Origin of the sequence: Kocuria coralli (genome assembly GCF_008831305.1) — a bacterium.
GTDB classification, from domain to species: domain Bacteria; phylum Actinomycetota; class Actinomycetes; order Actinomycetales; family Micrococcaceae; genus Kocuria; species Kocuria coralli.
Window position 1 is genome coordinate 13,238 of record NZ_ML708626.1, and the last position, 17,854, is coordinate 31,091.

The following is a 17,854-nucleotide window of genomic DNA, read 5'->3' on the forward strand; positions in this document are numbered from 1 at the left end:
CCCCGCGGGTCCTACTACTCCGGGTACTTGCGCCGGCCGTACTGCGGGCCCTCGTCGCCCTCGTCGCCCTCGGGCGGAGTCGCCGGCCGCTGCGGCTTCGAGGTGTCCTGCGCCTGGCCGGACTGCCGCTTGGCTCGGCGTTCCGCATAGAGCTTGGCGGAGGACCGGTTGACCCCGGACCCTTCGCCGAGACCGGGATCGTTGGGCTTATCCAGCATCATCAGGGTCGCGCAGACCACCACGGAGGCGATGAAGGCCACTCCCCCGACGATCAGCCCGAGGTCCAGGCGCATGCCGTCGTCCGTACCGCCGGCGGCCACGAAACTGGTCACACCGCCCGCCACCAGCGCCAGCACAGCCGAGACGGCAAGGGGGCCCTTGACGTCGGGCGCGCGCCGTTGCGACTTACGGGTCTGGCGTGACACTTGGGGGTCCTCCTGGAATGGCCTCGGGCTCACCCGGGGGTCTCCCGGGCTTTCAGCACACCGGCCTAGTCTACGCGGCCACGGGAGGGGCACTCCACGCGCCGCTCCTCGGGCGGTCAGGCGTCGTCGGGTCGCGCTGAGACCTCGCGCTGCCGTGCGTCATGCCGCAGGGTCAGCCCCGAAATCAGCAGGAAGACCCCGGAGATGATCGCGGAACCGCCCGTCACGCCCAGGACGGCGTGCATGTCGATGCCGGAGACGAGCAGCACCCCGATGGCCGCCCCCGTTCCCACCAGGCCCGTGAGCAACCAGTCACGGCCCAGGGGATGCGACCCGCGCCGGGTGGAACCGACCCACAGCTCCGGTAGGCCGATCAGGACGAGCACCAGGGAGACCACCAGGGACAGTCCGGTCAGGGATCCGCCGAAGGCGATCGTCGCCACCGCCCCCAGCAACGCGAGGTAGCCGGTGGATCGCTGCGAGGCGTCCAGGGCGCCCAGGCTCAGGCTCTCGTGCCCCGACCCCCGGCGCTCCGTCCACAGGATGCCCAGGCCGGTGCCCGCGAACCACAGCGCCAGCAACCACGTCCCCGTCGTGTGCGACGGCTCGGTGATGAAGATGGTGCAGGCCGCGAAGGCCAGGGTCACGCCGGCGCGTACCAGGGTGGGAACGGCCAGGGCGCGGAGTGCGGCGGCGGAATGCTCCTGGGTCACGGAGTCCTTCTTTTCAGCGATACCGGTCGGCGATCGCGCCGGCCGGGCCGGGTGGCGATCATGTCCCAGCCACTGTAGACCGATCCGCTCAGGCGTCGAACGCCGCCCCGGAGGGATCGGGCTCCATGGCGCACAGGACCAGCAGGATGATGCCGCCGACACCCGGGATGAAGGACAGGAAGTAGTACCAGCCCGATTTACCGGTGTCGTGCAGGCGACGGACGGTCAACGAGATGTTGGGGACGACCAGGGCCAGACCGATCAGGCTGATCACCGCGAGCAGTCCGAACATCATGGAGACCGCCCCGGCATTGGGCTGACCCCCGGCGCTGTTCTCCGCGCGGGTGACGACGACGACCACCGCGACCACCCAGACGACCGCCATCGCGAGCAGCAGCAGCACCTGAGCCAGGTAGGCCCACCAGAACTCGGACCGGGAGGCCCGGCCGGAGAACTGGGCGTACTTGCGGAAGAAGTTCCTGACGGCACCCGCGAAGGTGACCGGCTCACCGGGCTGGGACCCGGTGGGGTACGGGTAGGGCTGCCGGCCGTAGGCGGCCGGGGTGAACGAAGGTGCGGATGCGCCGGCATGGCCGGGTGAGGATTCCTGGGGGTCGATGCCGTAGCTCATGTCTGCTCCCTGGTGAGGGCCGATTTTGACAAAGGCAAACGTAGACCCGGGAGCAGGCGGCCCCATGCACGTGACGTTAAATTACAAGTGCAAATGTATGGAAAGACAAAAGGATTTGGGGCCGGGGCCGACACGGCGAGGGCGTGCGCTCGAGCGCCTTCGTCATCGAATGCACACGAGCACACGCCCTGAGCGCCGGGGCGGACCTACCCCGTGCCCGTTCCGATGGGCTGGGGTAGGCCGCTGGCCGCGCTATTCGGCGTCGGCCTCGTACTTGTTGGGAACCACCATGACCGGGCAGGCGGCGTCCACGAGGACGGCCTGGGAGACCGAACCCACCAGGAGGCCGCGGAAGCCGCCATGACCGCGGGTGCCCAGGACCACCAGGTCCGCGGATCCGGAGGCTTCGACCAGGGCATCGGCCGGCCGACCGGAGAGCACGTGAACGCTGGTGTCCAGCCCCTCCGCCTGCTCCAGCGCGACCTTCTCCACCTCATGGCACAGGGTGCGCGCGGGTTCGGTCAGCTGGTCGGCGATGGCCTTGTCCAGTTCTGCCGAGCCCGACGGCAGGGAGGTGATCGTGGGGATCACGGTCACGATCGACAGGCTCTTGCCGTGCCGCGCGGCGTACCTGGCGGCGTGCTTGACCGCGGGGGACTTGGGCCCCAGCTTGTCCACGGCCAGCACCACGCGTCCGGAGAAGTCGCCCTCCTGGGGCTCCCAGCCGTCCGGCAGCACGATCACGGGGCATTTGGCGTGCGCGGCGGTCGCCGCCGACACGGATCCCAGGCGACCTCGGATGCCGTGCAGGCCCCGCTTGCCCAGGACGATCAGCGAGTTGCTGCTGGAATCGTGCACCAGGACGCCGGCCACATCGCCGCGTTCCAGGACGCCTTCCGCCTTGACGCCGGCATCCAGCGCCTTCTGCACACCCGCTTTCGCGGTCTCTTCGGCCTCCTCCTCGATCTTCTCGAGGAACGGGCCGGTAATCGCTGCATCGGCAACGACGGGGCGGCCGGTCGAGACCACGACGGTCATCCGCGCATCAGATGCCTTGGCCTCGTTGATGGCCCAATCCAATGCCTGCTCCGCAAATGCAGAGCCGTCATACCCGACGAGAATCTTCTCGGTCATCACACAGCCCTCTCTTCTGGGTTTAGGGAGGACGAGACGTTTGGGACGGTCACCCAGATCGGCGCCTTCGCCTCTCCGTTTCCATTCTATGTTTTCTGCTGTTCGCGGGCCCGGGAAAATGGCAACGTTTGGCCACCGTCAGGCCCGCAGGAGCCATCGGTCGCCGTGCGCCCTCAGCCCGAGGGTCACGGCGCGCGCACCCATGAATCCAAAGGCGTAAGCCGCCCACAGCCACACCAGCCCCGTCACCGAACTCAGGTGCGCGAGATGCACCGCCGCCAGCAGCGGCAGGTAGACGATCAGGTTGATCACCCCGGCGACGGCCAGATAACGGGCATCCCCGGCACCGATCAGCACCCCGTCCAGCACGAAGACCCAGGAGGCCAGGGGCTGGCCCACGGCGACGACCAGCAGCGCCACCGAGAACAGACTCTGCACCTCCTCCGCGGGGGTGAGCAGGGGCGCCGTCCAGGGCAGCAGCAAGCCGACCACCAGGCCTGTGACCACCCCGAACCAGAGGCCGAACACGAGGATTCTGCGGGTCAGATGCCGTACCTCGGCCCGTTCGTCCACGCCCTCCTGTCCGGCGGCGGTGAGCCGCCGCGCCCCGGTCTCCTTGCCGACCAGTGCCTGGGCCGCGATCGCGAGCGCGTCCAGGGCGTAGGCCATGACGTTGAAGATGGTCATCACCAGCTGGTAGGCGGCGAGGTTCTCCGGCCCCTGGGCGGTGACCACCACGACCGTCAGCAGAAGCGCCGCCCTCAGGGAGACGGTGCGGAGCATGAGCCAGCTCCCGACCCCCATGAGCGAGCCGATCCGGCGGGCAGTGGTCCCGATGCCGACGCCGTGGCGCCGGGAGCGGACGGTCAGCAGGACGACGAAGGCCGCGGCCATCAGCCACTGCGTGGCGCTGGTGCCCATGGCGGCGCCCGCGACGCCCAGCCCGAGGCCGTAGACCAGGAGCACGTTGGTGCCGACGTTCACGACGGCGCCGGCCGCCGCGATGATCAGCGGCGTCCTGGTGTCCTGCAGCCCCCGCAGCACACCCATGCCCGCGGTGACCATGAGCATGGCGGGCAGGCCGGGCAGCGACCAGTGGAGATAGGTCGTGGCCTGATCCAGTACGGCGCCCTGGCCGCCCATGGCCGTCAGCAGGGCCCGGCCTCCGGCAGCACCCGCCCCGGCGAGCAGGACGCCCAGCAGGGCTCCCAGCCAGAGCCCGTCGCGGCCGACGGCGAGGGCCTCGGCCATCCGGCCGGCACCGAGGTGCTTGGCGACGGCGGGGGTGGTCGAGTAGGCCAGGAACACCATGAGCCCCACCGCGGTCTGCACCACCGCCGTCGCCAGGGCCACGCCTGCGAGCGGATCGGTGCCGAGGCGGCTCACGATCACGGTATCGGCCAGCAGTAGCAGGGGCTCGGCGATCAGGGCGCCGAAGGCGGGAATCGCCAGCCCCAGGATGCGGCGGTTGAGGCCGGCTCGCGGCACGGTTCGCCGCTGCACCCGGGCACCGCTCATGGACTCATCGCTCCCTTCATGCCGCCGCTCATTCCCTCGTGCGCCCGGACGCGGCGTCCGGGCGCGATCCGCGCGTGCTCCACCAAAATCGTGCCCCACCGTACCGCTCCTGTCCCCGGTTGCTAGCCTGGCGGATGTACTTCCCCTCTCCGGCCCCAGGAGGAGCCCATGGCCCGCTCAGTCCGGGGTCGTCTCCACCACGGTTCCCTGCCTTCCTGGCCCCCTCTGCGCGTCCGGGCGCTGGTCAACGGGCTGTGCCTGGTCGCGTTCGCCTGCGCCCTGCTCTATCTGACGTGGACGATGCTCAGCTTCCGCGTCCACGACGCCTCCGGGACCGCCCCGATCCTGAAGGTCCTGGCGATCTGGTTCGCCGTCGGATGGCCCGTGGGGTGCCTTGCGATCGGCCTCCACCTGATGCTCACGGCGTTCACCTCGACCGATCGCCTTCTGCTCGCTCACGGGGCGGCATCGTGGGATCCCGGGGAGCACGAGGACGTCCTGCGGGGCGTGCGCGTGCGCAATTGGAAACCCGAGCGCGGTCCGGACTCGGGTGCCTTCTCGGCCAGGACCCTGGGGTGGGTCCCCGTGCAGACCCCCGTGGCCCTCGTCCCTCTGCTGGCAGGCATGGTGGTCGCCCTGGGTCTCATGATCTGGGTCGCCACCGGATACGGCGGTGCCTCCGCGATCCTGCTCGTGACCCTGGCGTGGCTCGGCTGGCGCACGTGGCGGGCATGGACGGCGCTGCAGGACTACCGGGTGGATCAACGCCGCCGGGGAGCGAACCCCGGGAGCCGGCGGAACTCGCCCGGCTCCGGTTCCCGCACCGAGTCCCGTGGCGACATCGGTGGCGAGACCGTCATCACCGCGGACGAGGCCTGGGACGACGACGAACCCTCCTACCGGCCTCCGCCGCACCCGGATCCCTATCAGCGCGAGCTGCAACTGCGTCAGGCCATGGCCGACGACGACCACCGCAACGGCGGCGGCAACGATGTCCGGGTGGAGGCCTCGCGGCGATACGACGACCCCGAGGACACCACCGATCTGATCCCCGTGTACCGCGACCCCGATCACGGCCCCGAGTACGCGGACCACGGCCGTCAGGACGAACGGCACGACCGGCGCCGCTCGCGCAGACGCGCGTCCCGCGGCGCCGGGCACGAACCGGACACCCAACCACAGGTGGTGCTGGTGGACCGGTCGGCGGAACGCGCCCGCCGCGCCCGCCAGCGCAAGTCAGGGGGGTAGCTCCGGCGGGGAGGCGGAGGATGCGGCACCCACGACCCGCGGTGCGGGCAGGCGCGGGGGCAGGCCCGAGGCGACGGGCCGGGGCCGCAGCAAGGGCCTGCGCTCCCGCGGCACCGACGGCGCTGCGGCGGAGACCGCCGCACCCGACTCCGCCACGTCGCGCGCTCCCTCCCGCCGGAGGACGGGCGCCCCGTCCAAGGCCGAGGCCGAACGGGACATCTACGAGCGACGGGACGAGGCCGCGTCGATCTTCGGCTACCTGTGGCGCCGGCCTCAGGACGACTGACCGCCGCCCGCCCCACCGTGGCCCGTCTCAGGGCGCGGCAGCGGTCAGTGGCCCCGAAGCTCGTCGAGCTTGCGCCGGTCCTTCTTCGTGGGTCTGCCGGCACCGGGATCGCGACGCGGGACCGCCGCCCGGATCTGCGGGGGCGGCGGCGCGGAGAGGTCCTCGTAGCACTCCCGGGCGACCGGGGCCCCGACGCGCTTGAGGATGAGCTTCCGGACGTCGAGGACCTGCTGCCACCCCGGACGGCGGACGACGACGCGGTCCCCCACCCGTACCGCCTGGGAGGCCTTCACGGGGGCGTCGTTGAGCCGCACGTGACCCGCGCGGCAGGCCGTGGTGGCAGCGGCGCGGGTCTTGAAGATCCGGACGGACCACAGCCAGACGTCCAGGCGGACGCTGGAGGGACCGGAGTCCTGGGCACCTGTGACAGGGCTCGAGCTGTGCGGTGAGGCCATGTCCGTCATGGTCTCCCCGGCCGGGCCTCAGGGCAAATAACCGTGTCACCGGGACGTGCCACGAAGCCTCCACCCCGGCCGAAAAAAATCTCGGAGAATGCGCAGTGGTCTTGATCACCCGGAGACCTGGACGTAAATTACCCGTAGAAGTTGTCGAGCGAGAGGAGTTCGAATGGAGATGCGGACACTGAGCGAGACCGAAACGGGCAAGGCTGCAGAAGCCGTTTGCTAATAGGCCGGAGCAGTACGCGACCGTCGCCAGGATGACGAATTGAACCCGTTGGAACCGAACGGGACATCAAAAGGCCGACGACGCAGTCAGCGACGCAGGCATAAACCATCGAGATCAAAGCACGGTGGCAATGCCGAACCCGCAGTAGGATCAACACAACAGGAACCCCGTAGCGATCGCGACGCTGCGGGGTTTTCCCGTGCCGACCATCAGACCCATGAGGACGTCATCATGCAACGCACGCTTTTCGGTTTGGACATCGGTGGTACCTCGACCCTCGGCATACGGGCCGAGACGCAGTCCGGTTCCGCCCGGGATCCTGGAGACCCCGGCACGTGGGAGGTCCTCGGCACGGCGAAAGGGGGTAGCGCCAACCCCCAGAACGTGCCCCTGGAGGCCGCGCGCGAGGAGATCCGGCGCACGCTGGCCCAGCTGGGCATCGACGAGGCGGTGGACCCGGAACAGGTCAGCGTGATCGCCGGCTCCGGTGGCGTCGACACCCCGGCCGACGAGCGGCGACTGCGGGAGATGATCGCAGCCGCCGCACCGGGGATCGGCCCCGGGCAAGTCACGGTGGTCCACGACAGCAGGCTGATCCTGGCCGCCGGAGGCCTGGACACGGGCATCTCGGTGATCGCCGGCACCGGCTCCGTGGCCTGGGGGCGGACCGCGGACGGCACCGAGGCGCGAGCGGGCGGCTGGGGCCACCTCCTGGGCGACGAGGGAAGCAGCTGGTGGGTGGCCCGCGAGGCCGTGCGACGGGCCCTGCACCGCGCCGATTCAGGCGTGCCGGCCGATGACCTGGACCGCGCCGTCGTCCGGGCCCGGCAGCTCGAGGACCGGACAGCGCTCATCTCCGACTTCCATCCGGATCCGGACCGCACGGAGTGGGCGGAGCTGGCGACCGTCGTCGATCGCTGCGCCGAGTCCGGCGACGTGGATGCACGCGCGCTTCTTGGGCGGGCCGCCTCGGAACTGGTCGACCTGGCCGGGGCCGTCGCCGAACGGCTCGCGGTGACCGGGCCGGTGGTGATCGGCGGCGGTCTGGCGGGACATTCGCGCTGCGTCCAGAACGCGTTCGTCTCGCTGGCCGCCGACCGCGGCCTGACGGATATCCGCCTGCTCGACGTGGAACCCGTGATGGGCGCCCTGCACCTGGCCGGCTCTCGCTGAGCCGGCCAGGCGGTCAGTTGTCGTTCATGATCTCGGCGACGGCGGCGTCACGGGCCATCTGCTCGGTGGTCTCCTCGAAACCCCATTTGCCGTCGGCCTCCACGGACACCAGCCACAGGCCCTCGCCGTACTCGGTGTAGAGCGCGGTGCGGCCGATCTCGTTGGCGGCCAGCTCCTGGTCGCCGTACGTCCCGTCCTCGTAGTCGGTGGCGGCGTAGACGATGAAGTTCGAGGTGCCGTTATGGCTCATCTTGTACCAGGTCGAGCCGTCCTTGACGTCCACCAGGAAGGCAGCGTTCCCGTCGCCCTTGATGCTGCCGCCCTCGACCTTCTGCAAGGCATCGAGGCTGTAGACCTTGAGCTCGAACTCAGCGCCCTCGTCCTCGGAGCGGACCTTGGTGATCGGGTTGCCCCGGTCGAAGGAGTAGGTCGACTCCAGCTGCACGTTCGGCTCACCGCGAGTGGCCCCGCTGATGAAGGCGTCGCTGCCATCCGCGCGCTCCGCCTCGAACGACAGGAAGCCGTCTCCCGTGTTCTCGACCGAGATCAGCTGGGGCGCATCGTCGCCGTCGGGGCGGGGCAGCTCGAACTCGCCGTCCTCCTGGGTGAAGGTCTCCACGGGATCACCGAGGTCGCCGATCTCGGTGGCGCCCTCCGGGTCCACGTTGATCCGGGTCGCCTCCTCCGAGACGGAGGGGTCGTCGGAAGCGCCCTGGGTGGCCTCGGCGGTGGCCATCCCGCCCGGTGTGACCTCGTCCCCGCCGTCGGGGGTCTGCGCCTGGGTCTGGGACTGCGTCTCCTCCCCACCGGTGGTCTCGCTGTCCGAACCGCGGAACACCCCGGTCAGGGCCAGCACCAGGATCAGCATGACCACGACCAGCAGGATGATCACGGCGCCCAGGATCCACGGGAGCTTGGATCCACCGTTCTTGCCGTTCCCGGGGCCGCCGGGACTGCCGGGACCTCCCGGCCCACCCGGGCCGCCGGTGCTCGGCGGGAAACCGGAAGAGCCCGCCGCCTGGTACTGCGGGGCGCTGCCCTGCGGAGTGTGCTGGCCCGCCGCCCCGGCGGCGACGTGACCGGCGCCGGAGTCCCGCCGGGTGGTCTCAGAGCCGTGCACGGTGCTCTGCGCGGTCGGCTCCTCCGCGGCGGACTGGTGCTTGGGCATACGGCTCGTACCCGTCCCCGCTCCCTGGTCCCCGAAGGACGGAGCGGAGGGGGAGCCGTCGGCCGCGGCAGCGCCGGAGGCCGCCTCCGCGCCCTCCGTGGTGCTGGTCGCGGAACCCGCGGAGTCGGCGGGCGCCTGTTCGTCGTCGAGCCAGACCTGCCAGCCCTCCGGGGCTGGCCCCCAGGCCGGATCGGGCTGCCATCCCGGCGGCGGTTCCCACCCTTCCGGCGGCTTGGGCCAGTTAGGCGGGGGGTTGAAGGTGCGAGCCATGGGTACTCCTCATGACGTGGATCAGACGTACGGATCTGGTTCGGGGAGCCGGCGCCCTGAGGATGCATGGAGGGCGCGCTGACTGGAAACCAACGCCACGTAGCCCGGCGGACAGTATCGGTAACACTTCACTGTAATCGAGACCGGCAGCCAATTCGGGTTATCTCCATGACACTGCACATAGATGTGCGCGGCCGTCTTTTTCGCCGCTTTTCGCCCAGAGCGGGGATGGCTAGGGCCTCGGGAGAGGGCAGCGTAGGCTCGGATCAGGAACCACACTGGTGTTTTCCAGTTCGCTCGCCCGACCACAGAACCGAAAAAGGTGATTCCCAGTGGCCGACGTCAGCCCTTCGGCAGCCAACGACGCTCTCCGGCGGCCCTCCGCCTTCACGGGGGACCCAGCTGGCCTGCAGCGGAACCTCGCCTCCGCCGGGGCTGAGGCGCAGAGCACCCTGAGCGCAGTGGTCACGGGGCCGGGGAACACCGCGGCGGACCGGGTCGCCGCCGCCGTCATCCTGGCCGCCCGTTTCGACGACGCGTCCGGCCTGAATGCCATCGGCTCCGAGGAGACCGGGGACCCGGAGGTCCTGGGGCTCCGCTGGTCCGAGGACCTTCGCGCGAAAGCCCGGACGGCCGTGGGGCAGTCGGTGATCGTGTCCCTCCTGACCTGGGCGTCGACCGCCACCCCCGCCGAGCCTCCCCTCGCTGCTGCCCGCGCGGCCGCCGAGCTGGGCGTCGACGACGACGGCGCCATCTTCCAGAAGGTCTCCCAGCGCGCCGTACAGCTCGCCCAGCAGCGGGGCACGAGCAGGGCGCGGAAGGACGAGCTGCGCCAGTTCACCGAGTCCCTGGGCCGCGCGGACCAGCGGGCCCGGCAGTCCAGGGCGACGTCGGCCCCCGGCGCGGCGGAGGCATCGTCCCCCGGAGCCGCGGAGGCGAGCACGCCCCTCTCCCCGAACACGCCACCGGACGCACACCCGGCAGACGGGCCCTCGCCCGAGGCATCGTCCGGTCCCGCACCGAGGGCGGGCCCGGACCCGGCGGAGGCGGAGCGGCCGCCGTCGTCGTCGTCCGGTGACGATCACCCCGAGCACGCCTCCGACGCCCAGCCCTCGCAGTGGTCGGCCCGCGACGACCACGCCCTGAACGATCTGCTGGGCCATGGGAGTCCCGGGAAGCCCGCCGCGAACCAGCCGCCGGAGCCCCGTGACGATCCGGACCACGGGAAGCCGGTCGGCTTCGGCGACGCACCGGCGGGCGGCACGCCCGCAGCCGGGAACGACCAGGACGCCGGCGCATCCGGGCCACCGGACGAACCACGCTACGGAGACCGGTTCGAGGACAAGCAGTGGAGCGGGGACACCGACGAGACCCAGGATCCGCCCGGCCCCGGCCCGCGCCGCGCCTATGACCCCCGCGCTCTCTTCGACGGCCCCATGTCCCCCACCCAGAAGGCCGACGAGAAGAACGTCCTGCGGAACTGGGCCATCACGGCGGCAGTCCTGGTGGGCATCCTGATCCTGGTGGGCCTGCTGATCTGATCTGAGGCGGCTCCGGCCTCCGCTCCGTGCCGCGCAGTATGTGAGTTGCCTCACACTGGGTATCTTGGTGCCATGATTGGCCACACCACTGCCGTGTCAGGACCCCTGTCTCGCGCCGAGGAGACACGTCAGCGCTTCGTCGAAGCCGCCGTCGCGCTGTTCCGAGAACACGGATACAGCGCCACGTCCATGTCCCAGGTGGCGGCCGCGGCCGGTTCGAGCCGGGCCAACCTCTACCTGTACTTCCATTCGAAATCCGAGATCGTGCTGGAGTGGATGCTGACCCTGCGCCCCGAACTGGAGCGGATCTACCTGCAGCTCGACCAGCTGGCCGACCATTCGCCGGACTCCTGCCGGAACTGGCTGACCCGGGTGGTGGCGTTGTGGCGGGCCCATCCGGCGGAGCTCGACGCCATGGAGCAGGCCACCAGCGAGGACAGCGATGTCCATCGCAGCCGCCTGCAGATGTGCCGGAGGACCGCGGCGGAGTTCCCGGCCCTGCGCCGCGCCCCCGACGGCTCCGAGTACGCTTCCGGGACGCTCAAGGCCCGGCAGGCCCACATGCTCTGCCTGATGCTCGGGACCGAGCGCTGCCTCTCGTCGCTGGTCCTGCACGAGGCCGTCCCGGAGGAGGAGTACTTCCTCGACGCCCTGGCCAGCCAGTGGTCGGCGCTGCTGCAGCCGCAGGTCGAGACCTCCGGCAGCAAGATCTGACCCTCAGGGACACCGGTGGTCGCGGACCCTGGCCTTCCACCGGTCCAGGTCCTCCGGGAGATCGAGGTCCGAGCCGTCGTCGAGGTCGGAGCAGTCCACCAGGTCCACGAGACCCGGATGAGAGCGCAGCCATGAGCGGGCCCCCGCATCTCCGCGCGCCAGGGACGCAGCTTCTTCCAGGAGTCCGCCGGGGAAGACCACGGGGTGACGGGGGCCGCCTCCGTAGTCCGCAGCGACCACCCTGCCCGGTACACGGGCTGCGAGGATACGCTCCACGATCTCCCCGCTCAGGCCCGGCTGGTCGACGACGGCGACCAGCACCGCCCGATCTCCTCCCGTCCCGGCCGCCAGGGCCCGCACCCCAGCCCTGAGCGAGCTCGCCATCCCGCTGCGCCAGAGGGGGTTCTCCACCGCGGTGACCCCTGACGGGTGCACGCGGTTCAGGAACGTTCGCACGTCCGCAGCGCCCGCGCCGGTCACGACGACGACGTCCCGGCATGCCTCCGCCAGGACGGCCACGGTGTGCCCGAGCAGCGTGCGCCCGCCGGGTGCGATGCGCAGCAGCGCTTTCGGCCCGAGGCCCAGGCGCTCTCCGGACCCGGCGGCGAGCACCAGCCCGCGGAGTTCGCAGGCCGCAGGCTTCCCCCTGGACGTTCCCTCTTGCGGAGGGTCAGACATTCGTCCCGGTGCCGCGGGCGTTGTAGACCACCACCTCGCCCGCCTCCTTGGCGGCCCTGTAGTCCTCGAAGACCGCGAGCGCCGAGAGCCGGTCCACCTCGGGCACCACCTCGATGCCCCTCTCCTCGAACTTCCCGATCCAGTCCTCCGGCATCGGCCCCTCGTCGAAGCCCGTCAGCTCCTCGACCTCGTCACCGTGGCCGGCCAGCACCAGGCGGGTGATCCCCGACCACATCGCCGCCCCGTAGCACTGGACGCACGTGCGCCAGTTGACCACCAGCTCGGTCGGCTCGCTCCCGGCTGCTCCCAGGTCCCACTGGCCGCGTTCGACCTGGGCCAGGGACAGCGCCACGACCTCCGCGTGAGCGACCGACAGCCCGGAGGCCAGTACCCGGTTCACGCCGGCGGCCACGACCTGTCCCGTCTCGCGGCCGACCACCAGGGCGGCGAAGGGGCCCCCGCCGCCGTCGCGCCAGTTCAGCTCCGCGAGCCGGTTGACCAGTTGGACCTTCTGCGCGTCGGAGGTCAGCCGCGCCGGGAAGGCCCGGAGCTCTTCCCCGACCCAGCCGGGAACGGAGCAGCCGAAGGATGCGATGGGAGCCGGTTCGGAGGATGCGTTCATGGCCCCATCACACACGGCCGGTATGACGAACGTGTTGCGCCCGGGTACCGGAACCACCCGGGCCCGGCTTCACAGAGGGGAAACGCGGAGCAATCGTCGTGAAACCTCGTCTCCCTAGTCTCGCGCCATCAGCATCCGCACGGCGGCTGCACCCGCCTGCACCCGCCTACACCCAGGGAGGGATCATGCTCGAGATTCTGAGGGCATGCCTGGAGTCCCGGAGTTCCCGGCTGGGCATCGCCACCATCGTGGACGTGTCGGGGTCGGCTCCCTCCGGCGCCGGGACGTCGATGGCCCTGACGGAGGAGGAGGCCGTGATCGGGTCGCTCTCCAGCGGGTGCGTCGACTCGGAGGTGCTGGAGGCCTGCCGCGCCGCCCTGGAGGACGGGAGGTCCTCGATCCACGTGTTCGGCTACGCCCCGGAGGACCCGTTCGGGATCGGCCTGGCCTGCGGTGGCACCATCACGGTCGTCGTCGCCCCGGCGGACCGGGTCACGCTCCTGGGGCTGTGTCCCGCTGCCTCCGGCCACGGGATCGCCCGCCTGGCCTGGAGCGGCGGGGAGGGAACCAGCGAGGAGGAGGCCGCGGATCCCGTGGCCAGGTGGCGCTGGAGCGACGCCGGGGCCGGCGAGAGCCGGGACGACCTGGGACGCCCCCTCCCCGCGCTGCACGCGCACTACGAGTCGCTGTCCCCCGCCCCGCGAGCGCTGCTCTACGGCGTCAATGCCTTCAGCGCCGCCGTCGCCCGGCAACTGCTCGTCCTGGGGTACTCGGTGGAGCTCTGCGATCCCCGGCGGGCTTTCACCGACCCCGCCCGGTTCCCCGGCTGCCAGGTGGAGGTGGAGTCCCCCATCGCGCATATGACCGCCCGGGCTGGGGAGCTCACCGCCTCCGACGTCGTCCTGATGCTGGCCCACGACACCCGCTTCGACGCCCCCGTCCTCGATCTGGCGCTGAGCTCCCGGGCCGGGTACGTCGGTGCGCTGGGTTCCCGCGCCACGGACGCCGCTCGGCGCGCGTCGCTGCGGGCGCTGGGGCACGCCCGCAGCCTGGCCGCGCTGCACTCGCCCGTCGGACTGGACCTGGGCGCGCGCACCCCGCCGGAGATAGCCGTGGCCATCGCCGCGGAGATCGTCGCCCGCCGCCACGGCCGCGAGGGTTCCGTGTCACCGCTGCACACGACCACCGGGGCGGTCCATGCCCGCCGTGCCGGTGCGGCGGCGGAAACGCTCGCCGGATCCGTGCAGGCCGGCGAGCACCCGGAGGTGGCCGGGTCATGGACATGAGCGCTGTGACCGCATGGGCCGAGAGCACCGATCCCGACGACTTCCGGCCCGCTGACGCCTGGCTGGCCGGCGGCACCGTGCTGTTCTCCTACGGCTCGGATTCCATCACCCGCCTGCTGGACATCACCACGGCGGGCTGGCCTCCGATCGCGCTGCACGACGACGAGCTGGAGATCGCGGCCACGTGCACCATCGCGGAGCTCTACGAGTACTGCGGCCGGGAGGAGACCATCGCGGCCCACCCGGCCCTGCGCATCGTCCGCCCCGCCTGCGAGTGCTTCGTGGCGTCCTGGAAGATCTGGCACACCTCCACCGTGGGCGGCAACGTGGCCACCGCGCTGCCCGCCGGGCCGATGACATCGTGGCTCGCGGGTCTGGGGGCCGTCGCCAGGATCTGGGAGCGCGGTGGCGTGGTGCGGGACATCCCGGTCGCCGACCTGGTGGTCGGCAACGGGCGCACGGCGCTGACCCCCGGGGCGCTGATCCGCTCGTTCCACGTCGCCGGGGTCGCGTTGAGGAGCCGGGCCACCTTGCGCCGGGCGTCGCTGACCTCCCGTGGACGCTCGGCGGCCCTGCTGGTGGGACGCACCGCACCGGCTGCCGGGCAGGCCCAGGCCGCAGGCACGATCCGGCTGACGCTCACAGCCAGCACCCCGCGACCCCTGCCGCTCGAGCTGCCCGCGTCCCTGACGCCCGACGAGGCCGCGGCGGCCCTGGACCGGGAGGTGCGGGAGAGCCCCGGGGGCTGGTTCGAGGACCTCCACGGCGCACCCGCCTGGCGCCGTCACATGTCCCTGCGCTTCGCACGCGAGATCTTCGCGGAGCTGACCGGCCCGGCGCCGGCCGACCCCCTGGAGATCACGTGAGCCCCGGCCGGATGCGCCTCGATGGACACGAGGTCGAAGAACTCCCCCACCCCGGCCAGTGCCTGCGGACCTACGTACGCGAGCACGGTGCGACGGGCGTCAAGAAGGGATGCGACGCGGGCGACTGCGGGGCCTGCACCGTTCACCTCAACGGTCAGGCCGTCCACTCCTGCGTGATCCCGGCCATGCGTGCCGTGGGCCAGGAGGTCACCACCTCGGCCGGGCTGGGCTCACCCGGGCAACCGCACCCCGTGCAGCAGGCCTTCGCCGCCGCCCAGGGTTTCCAGTGCGGGTTCTGCACGTCGGGGATGGTGATGACCGCTGCCGCCATGACGGAGGAGCAGCGGGCGGACCCGGAGCGCAGTCTCAAGGGGAACCTGTGCCGCTGCACCGGCTACTGCTCGATCCGCGACGCCCTGGAGGGCACGGTCAACACCACCCCGGACGGCGGTCCGGACGCCGGCGGCGAGTGCGGACGGACCATGTCCGCCCGCGCACCGGGAGCCGAGGAGGTGGTCACGGGCCGCGCGCGCTTCACCCTGGACCTGCCGCCGGGGGCCCAGCAGGCGGTGGCCCACCTGAAGGTCCTGCGCAGCCCGTACGCCCATGCCCGCATCCGGAGCATCGACACCACTGCCGCACTGGAGACTCCCGGCGTCCTGACGGTACTGACCTGGGAGGACTCTCCCGACGTGCTGTTCTCGACCGGCCAGCACGAGCAGCGCACCGACGACCCGGACGATACGAGGGTGCTGGATCGCGTCATGCGTTTCGCCGGCCAGCGGGCCGCCGTCGTCGTCGGGGAGACGGTGAGAGCCGCCGAAGCCGGGGTCCGCGCGCTCGTGGTCGACTGGGAGGTGCTCCCGGATCTGCAGGACCCGGAGGCGGCACGGAGGCCCGGCACGCCCCTGGTGCACGGTGACAAGGACGGCGGGCGGGCACGGATCGCCGACCCCGCGAGCAATACGGTGGCCGAGCTGCACACGGAGGTGGGCGACGTGGAGGCCGCGCTGGCGGCCTCGGCGCACGTCCACGACGCCGTCTACACCTCCCCGAGAACCGCCCACGTCACGATGGAGACCCATGCCTCCGTGGCCTGGTTCGACGACGACGGGCGGCTCACCATCCGCACCTCGAGTCAGGTCCCCTTCCTGACGCGGCGCACGTTGTACCACGTCTTCGGCCTCCCCAAGGACCGGATCAGGGTGGTGACCGGCCGGGTGGGCGGGGGCTTCGGCTCCAAGCAGGAGATCTTCACCGAGGACCTGGTCGCCCTGGCCGCACTCAGGCTCCGCCGCCCCGTCCAGCTCGAGCACACCCGCGGCGAGCAGTTCACCTCGACGGCGACCCGGCATCCCATGCGGGTCAGGGTGCGCCTGGGATGCGACGCCTCCGGCCGGCTGACGGCGCTGCATCTGGACGCCCTGATGAACACCGGGGCCTACGGCAACCACGGGGTGGGCGTGATGTTCCACGCCGTGGGCGAGTCCACGGCCATGTACAGAGCCCCCGCCAAGCGCATCGACATCGCCAGCGTCTACACGCACCAGGTCCCGTCCGGGGCATTCCGCGGCTACGGCCTGAGCCAGACCGTATGGGCCGTGGAGTCCGCGATGGACGAACTCGCCCGCCGCGCCGGGCTGGAGCCGGGGCGGATGCGCCGACTCAACGCCATCGGGCCGGACGATCCGCTGGTGACCACCCACGCGGACCCGGCGCGGTCCTCCGAACGGGACGTGGTGATCGGCAGCTACGGCCTGGACCAGTGCTTCGACCTGGTGGACGCGGCCCTGGCCCGCGGGCGGCGGGGGCCTGAGGGCAACGCGCCCTCCGGGGACTGGCTGCTCGGCGAGGGCACTGCATTCTCGGCCCTCAACACCATCCCGCCCAACGGGCACCGCTCCGACGCCCGGGTCACCGTGCGCACCGACGGGACGGTCGGGCTGAAGGTCGGCACCGCCGAATTCGGCAACGGGACCTCCACGGTGCTGCGCGACCTGGTGGCCGCGCGGCTCGCCGTGCCGCCCCGGGCGGTGATCGTGAGCCAGTCGGACACCGACCTGGTCGAGCACGACACCGGTGCCTACGGCTCCACGGGGATCACCGTGGCCGGCCGCGCCGTCGAGGAGGCGTGCCGGAACCTCCTGGAGCAGGCACAAAGCATCGTGGCCGCCCGATGGGGCGTGCACCGGAGCCGGCTGGAGGTCGTCGACGGCGGTCTCTCCGCCTGGGACGGCCCCAGTGTGACCTGGTCGGATCTGGCCCGGTTCCACGCCGCCCGCGAGCGGGAGCTGTCAGCCACCGGGACCTGGCGGGGCACGCCGCGATCGGTGGCCTTCAACGTCCAGGGGTTCCGGGTGGCCGTCCATCCCGGGACGGGGGAGCTGCGGATCCTGCAGTCGGTCCAGGCGGCCGATGCCGGGACCGTGCTCAACGAACATCAGTGCCGTGGCCAGATCCAGGGAGGGGTCGCCCAGGCTCTGGGAGCGGCGCTGTTCGAGGAGGTCCGCCTCGACCCGGGCGGGACCGTCACCACCACGATCCTGCGCAACTACCACATCCCCGCCATGGGGGACGTGCCGCAGACCGAGGTGTACTTCGCGGACACCTACGATCCCCTGGGGCCGTCGGGGGCCAAGTCCATGAGCGAATCGCCGTTCGACCCCGTGGCCCCCGCGCTGGCCAACGCCATCCAGGACGCGACGGGCGTGCGGCTGCGCTCCATGCCCATGCGCCGGGATGTCCTGTGGGAGGCGCTCTCGGGAGAGGCGGATGGCCGCAGAGGGTGTCGCCAGGCCTAGTCGACCTGATATTGATGGAGGGCACGCGCAAGGGTCAGCCGGGCTCCCGGTCCGCTGCAGCGCGCCCCGTCATCATCGTCACGACTATCGGAG

17 protein-coding genes are annotated in these 17,854 nt (G+C 71.4%); 7 read left to right on the forward strand and 10 right to left on the reverse strand.

Going from position 1 to position 17,854, the window contains the following annotated elements; all coding sequences use genetic code 11:
• Window positions 1-14: 14 nt before the first annotated feature.
• The 5 genes from FCK90_RS12845 to FCK90_RS12865 form a co-directional block, all read right to left on the reverse strand.
• Complete coding sequence (locus FCK90_RS12845; protein ID WP_158034704.1) at window positions 15-425, reverse strand: hypothetical protein; 411 nt, start codon at window positions 423-425, stop codon at window positions 15-17.
• A 116-nt stretch (window positions 426-541) separates the two neighbouring features.
• Window positions 542-1,138, reverse strand: coding sequence for a hypothetical protein (locus FCK90_RS12850; RefSeq protein ID WP_158034705.1), 597 nt, complete (start codon window positions 1,136-1,138; stop codon window positions 542-544).
• An 88-nt stretch (window positions 1,139-1,226) separates the two neighbouring features.
• Window positions 1,227-1,769, reverse strand: coding sequence for a DUF805 domain-containing protein (locus FCK90_RS12855; RefSeq protein WP_181954316.1), 543 nt, complete (start codon window positions 1,767-1,769; stop codon window positions 1,227-1,229).
• A gap of 252 nt (window positions 1,770-2,021) precedes the next feature.
• Window positions 2,022-2,903 carry a universal stress protein gene (locus tag FCK90_RS12860; RefSeq protein ID WP_158034707.1) on the reverse strand — a complete coding sequence of 294 codons (882 nt, stop codon included), beginning with the start codon at window positions 2,901-2,903 and terminating at the stop codon, window positions 2,022-2,024.
• A 138-nt stretch (window positions 2,904-3,041) separates the two neighbouring features.
• Window positions 3,042-4,421, reverse strand: a complete 1,380-nt coding sequence (locus FCK90_RS12865) for an MATE family efflux transporter (protein WP_158034708.1) — start codon at window positions 4,419-4,421, stop codon at window positions 3,042-3,044.
• A gap of 168 nt (window positions 4,422-4,589) precedes the next feature.
• On the opposite strand from FCK90_RS12865, the gene FCK90_RS12870 reads away from it, so the two are divergent.
• Entirely contained in the window at window positions 4,590-5,669 is a 1,080-nt protein-coding gene (locus tag FCK90_RS12870; protein ID WP_158034709.1) for an ABC transporter permease, read from the forward strand.
• On the opposite strand, the gene FCK90_RS15435 is transcribed toward FCK90_RS12870, so the two are convergent.
• Window positions 5,658-5,825, reverse strand: coding sequence for a hypothetical protein (locus FCK90_RS15435; RefSeq protein ID WP_181954317.1), 168 nt, complete (start codon window positions 5,823-5,825; stop codon window positions 5,658-5,660). The two genes, FCK90_RS12870 and FCK90_RS15435, sit on opposite strands and share 12 nt — an antisense overlap.
• 174 nt (window positions 5,826-5,999) lie before the next feature.
• On the reverse strand, window positions 6,000-6,410 hold the full coding sequence (locus tag FCK90_RS12875; protein ID WP_158034710.1) for an RNA-binding S4 domain-containing protein: 411 nt from the start codon (window positions 6,408-6,410) through the stop codon (window positions 6,000-6,002).
• A gap of 463 nt (window positions 6,411-6,873) precedes the next feature.
• Here FCK90_RS12875 and FCK90_RS12880 point away from each other — a divergent pair, with 463 nt between their 5' ends.
• A complete protein-coding gene (locus FCK90_RS12880) occupies window positions 6,874-7,815 on the forward strand; it encodes an N-acetylglucosamine kinase (protein WP_158034711.1) in 942 nt (313 codons plus the stop codon).
• Window positions 7,816-7,828: 13 nt separating this feature from the next.
• On the opposite strand, the gene FCK90_RS12885 is transcribed toward FCK90_RS12880, so the two are convergent.
• The gene (locus tag FCK90_RS12885; RefSeq protein ID WP_158034712.1) at window positions 7,829-9,253 is read right to left on the reverse strand and encodes a hypothetical protein; all 1,425 of its coding nucleotides are present in this window, start codon (window positions 9,251-9,253) and stop codon (window positions 7,829-7,831) included.
• Window positions 9,254-9,585: 332 nt separating this feature from the next.
• Between FCK90_RS12885 and FCK90_RS12890 the strand changes: the two genes are divergently transcribed.
• Window positions 9,586-10,794 (forward strand): hypothetical protein, encoded by a 1,209-nt coding sequence (locus FCK90_RS12890; RefSeq protein WP_158034713.1) that lies wholly within the window; start codon window positions 9,586-9,588, stop codon window positions 10,792-10,794.
• Window positions 10,795-10,866: 72 nt separating this feature from the next.
• Complete coding sequence (locus FCK90_RS12895; protein WP_158034714.1) at window positions 10,867-11,508, forward strand: TetR/AcrR family transcriptional regulator; 642 nt, start codon at window positions 10,867-10,869, stop codon at window positions 11,506-11,508.
• A 3-nt stretch (window positions 11,509-11,511) separates the two neighbouring features.
• Here the strand turns inward: FCK90_RS12895 and FCK90_RS12900 are convergent, their stop codons facing one another.
• Both FCK90_RS12900 and FCK90_RS12905 read right to left on the reverse strand, forming a co-directional pair.
• Window positions 11,512-12,186 (reverse strand): nucleotidyltransferase family protein, encoded by a 675-nt coding sequence (locus tag FCK90_RS12900; protein ID WP_158034715.1) that lies wholly within the window; start codon window positions 12,184-12,186, stop codon window positions 11,512-11,514.
• Window positions 12,179-12,808, reverse strand: coding sequence for a tRNA-specific adenosine deaminase (locus FCK90_RS12905; protein WP_158034716.1), 630 nt, complete (start codon window positions 12,806-12,808; stop codon window positions 12,179-12,181). The genes FCK90_RS12900 and FCK90_RS12905 overlap by 8 nt, the downstream gene beginning before the upstream one ends.
• Window positions 12,809-12,993: 185 nt before the next feature.
• On the opposite strand from FCK90_RS12905, the gene FCK90_RS12910 reads away from it, so the two are divergent.
• The 3 genes from FCK90_RS12910 to FCK90_RS12920 are packed head-to-tail and all read left to right on the forward strand — an operon-like array spanning window position 12,994 to window position 17,761.
• Window positions 12,994-14,094, forward strand: a complete 1,101-nt coding sequence (locus FCK90_RS12910) for an XdhC family protein (protein WP_158034717.1) — start codon at window positions 12,994-12,996, stop codon at window positions 14,092-14,094.
• Window positions 14,091-14,960 carry an FAD binding domain-containing protein gene (locus FCK90_RS12915; protein WP_220433338.1) on the forward strand — a complete coding sequence of 290 codons (870 nt, stop codon included), beginning with the start codon at window positions 14,091-14,093 and terminating at the stop codon, window positions 14,958-14,960. The genes FCK90_RS12910 and FCK90_RS12915 overlap by 4 nt, the downstream gene beginning before the upstream one ends.
• Window positions 14,957-17,761, forward strand: a complete 2,805-nt coding sequence (locus tag FCK90_RS12920; protein WP_343029900.1) for a molybdopterin-dependent oxidoreductase — start codon at window positions 14,957-14,959, stop codon at window positions 17,759-17,761. Before FCK90_RS12915 ends, FCK90_RS12920 begins: the two co-directional genes overlap by 4 nt.
• Window positions 17,762-17,854 lie beyond the last annotated feature (93 nt).

Coding starts and splice junctions, on each gene's coding strand:
- FCK90_RS12885 (WP_158034712.1), bottom strand. CDS start 9,253: ATGGCTCGCACCTTCAACCCCCCGCCTAACTGGCCCAAGCCGCCGGAA.
- FCK90_RS12880 (WP_158034711.1), top strand. CDS start 6,874: ATGCAACGCACGCTTTTCGGTTTGGACATCGGTGGTACCTCGACCCTC.
- FCK90_RS12905 (WP_158034716.1), bottom strand. CDS start 12,808: ATGAACGCATCCTCCGAACCGGCTCCCATCGCATCCTTCGGCTGCTCC.
- FCK90_RS12895 (WP_158034714.1), top strand. CDS start 10,867: ATGATTGGCCACACCACTGCCGTGTCAGGACCCCTGTCTCGCGCCGAG.
- FCK90_RS12875 (WP_158034710.1), bottom strand. CDS start 6,410: ATGGCCTCACCGCACAGCTCGAGCCCTGTCACAGGTGCCCAGGACTCC.
- FCK90_RS12915 (WP_220433338.1), top strand. CDS start 14,091: ATGAGCGCTGTGACCGCATGGGCCGAGAGCACCGATCCCGACGACTTC.
- FCK90_RS12900 (WP_158034715.1), bottom strand. CDS start 12,186: ATGTCTGACCCTCCGCAAGAGGGAACGTCCAGGGGGAAGCCTGCGGCC.
- FCK90_RS12860 (WP_158034707.1), bottom strand. CDS start 2,903: ATGACCGAGAAGATTCTCGTCGGGTATGACGGCTCTGCATTTGCGGAG.
- FCK90_RS12910 (WP_158034717.1), top strand. CDS start 12,994: ATGCTCGAGATTCTGAGGGCATGCCTGGAGTCCCGGAGTTCCCGGCTG.
- FCK90_RS12870 (WP_158034709.1), top strand. CDS start 4,590: ATGGCCCGCTCAGTCCGGGGTCGTCTCCACCACGGTTCCCTGCCTTCC.
- FCK90_RS12855 (WP_181954316.1), bottom strand. CDS start 1,769: ATGAGCTACGGCATCGACCCCCAGGAATCCTCACCCGGCCATGCCGGC.
- FCK90_RS12865 (WP_158034708.1), bottom strand. CDS start 4,421: ATGAGCGGTGCCCGGGTGCAGCGGCGAACCGTGCCGCGAGCCGGCCTC.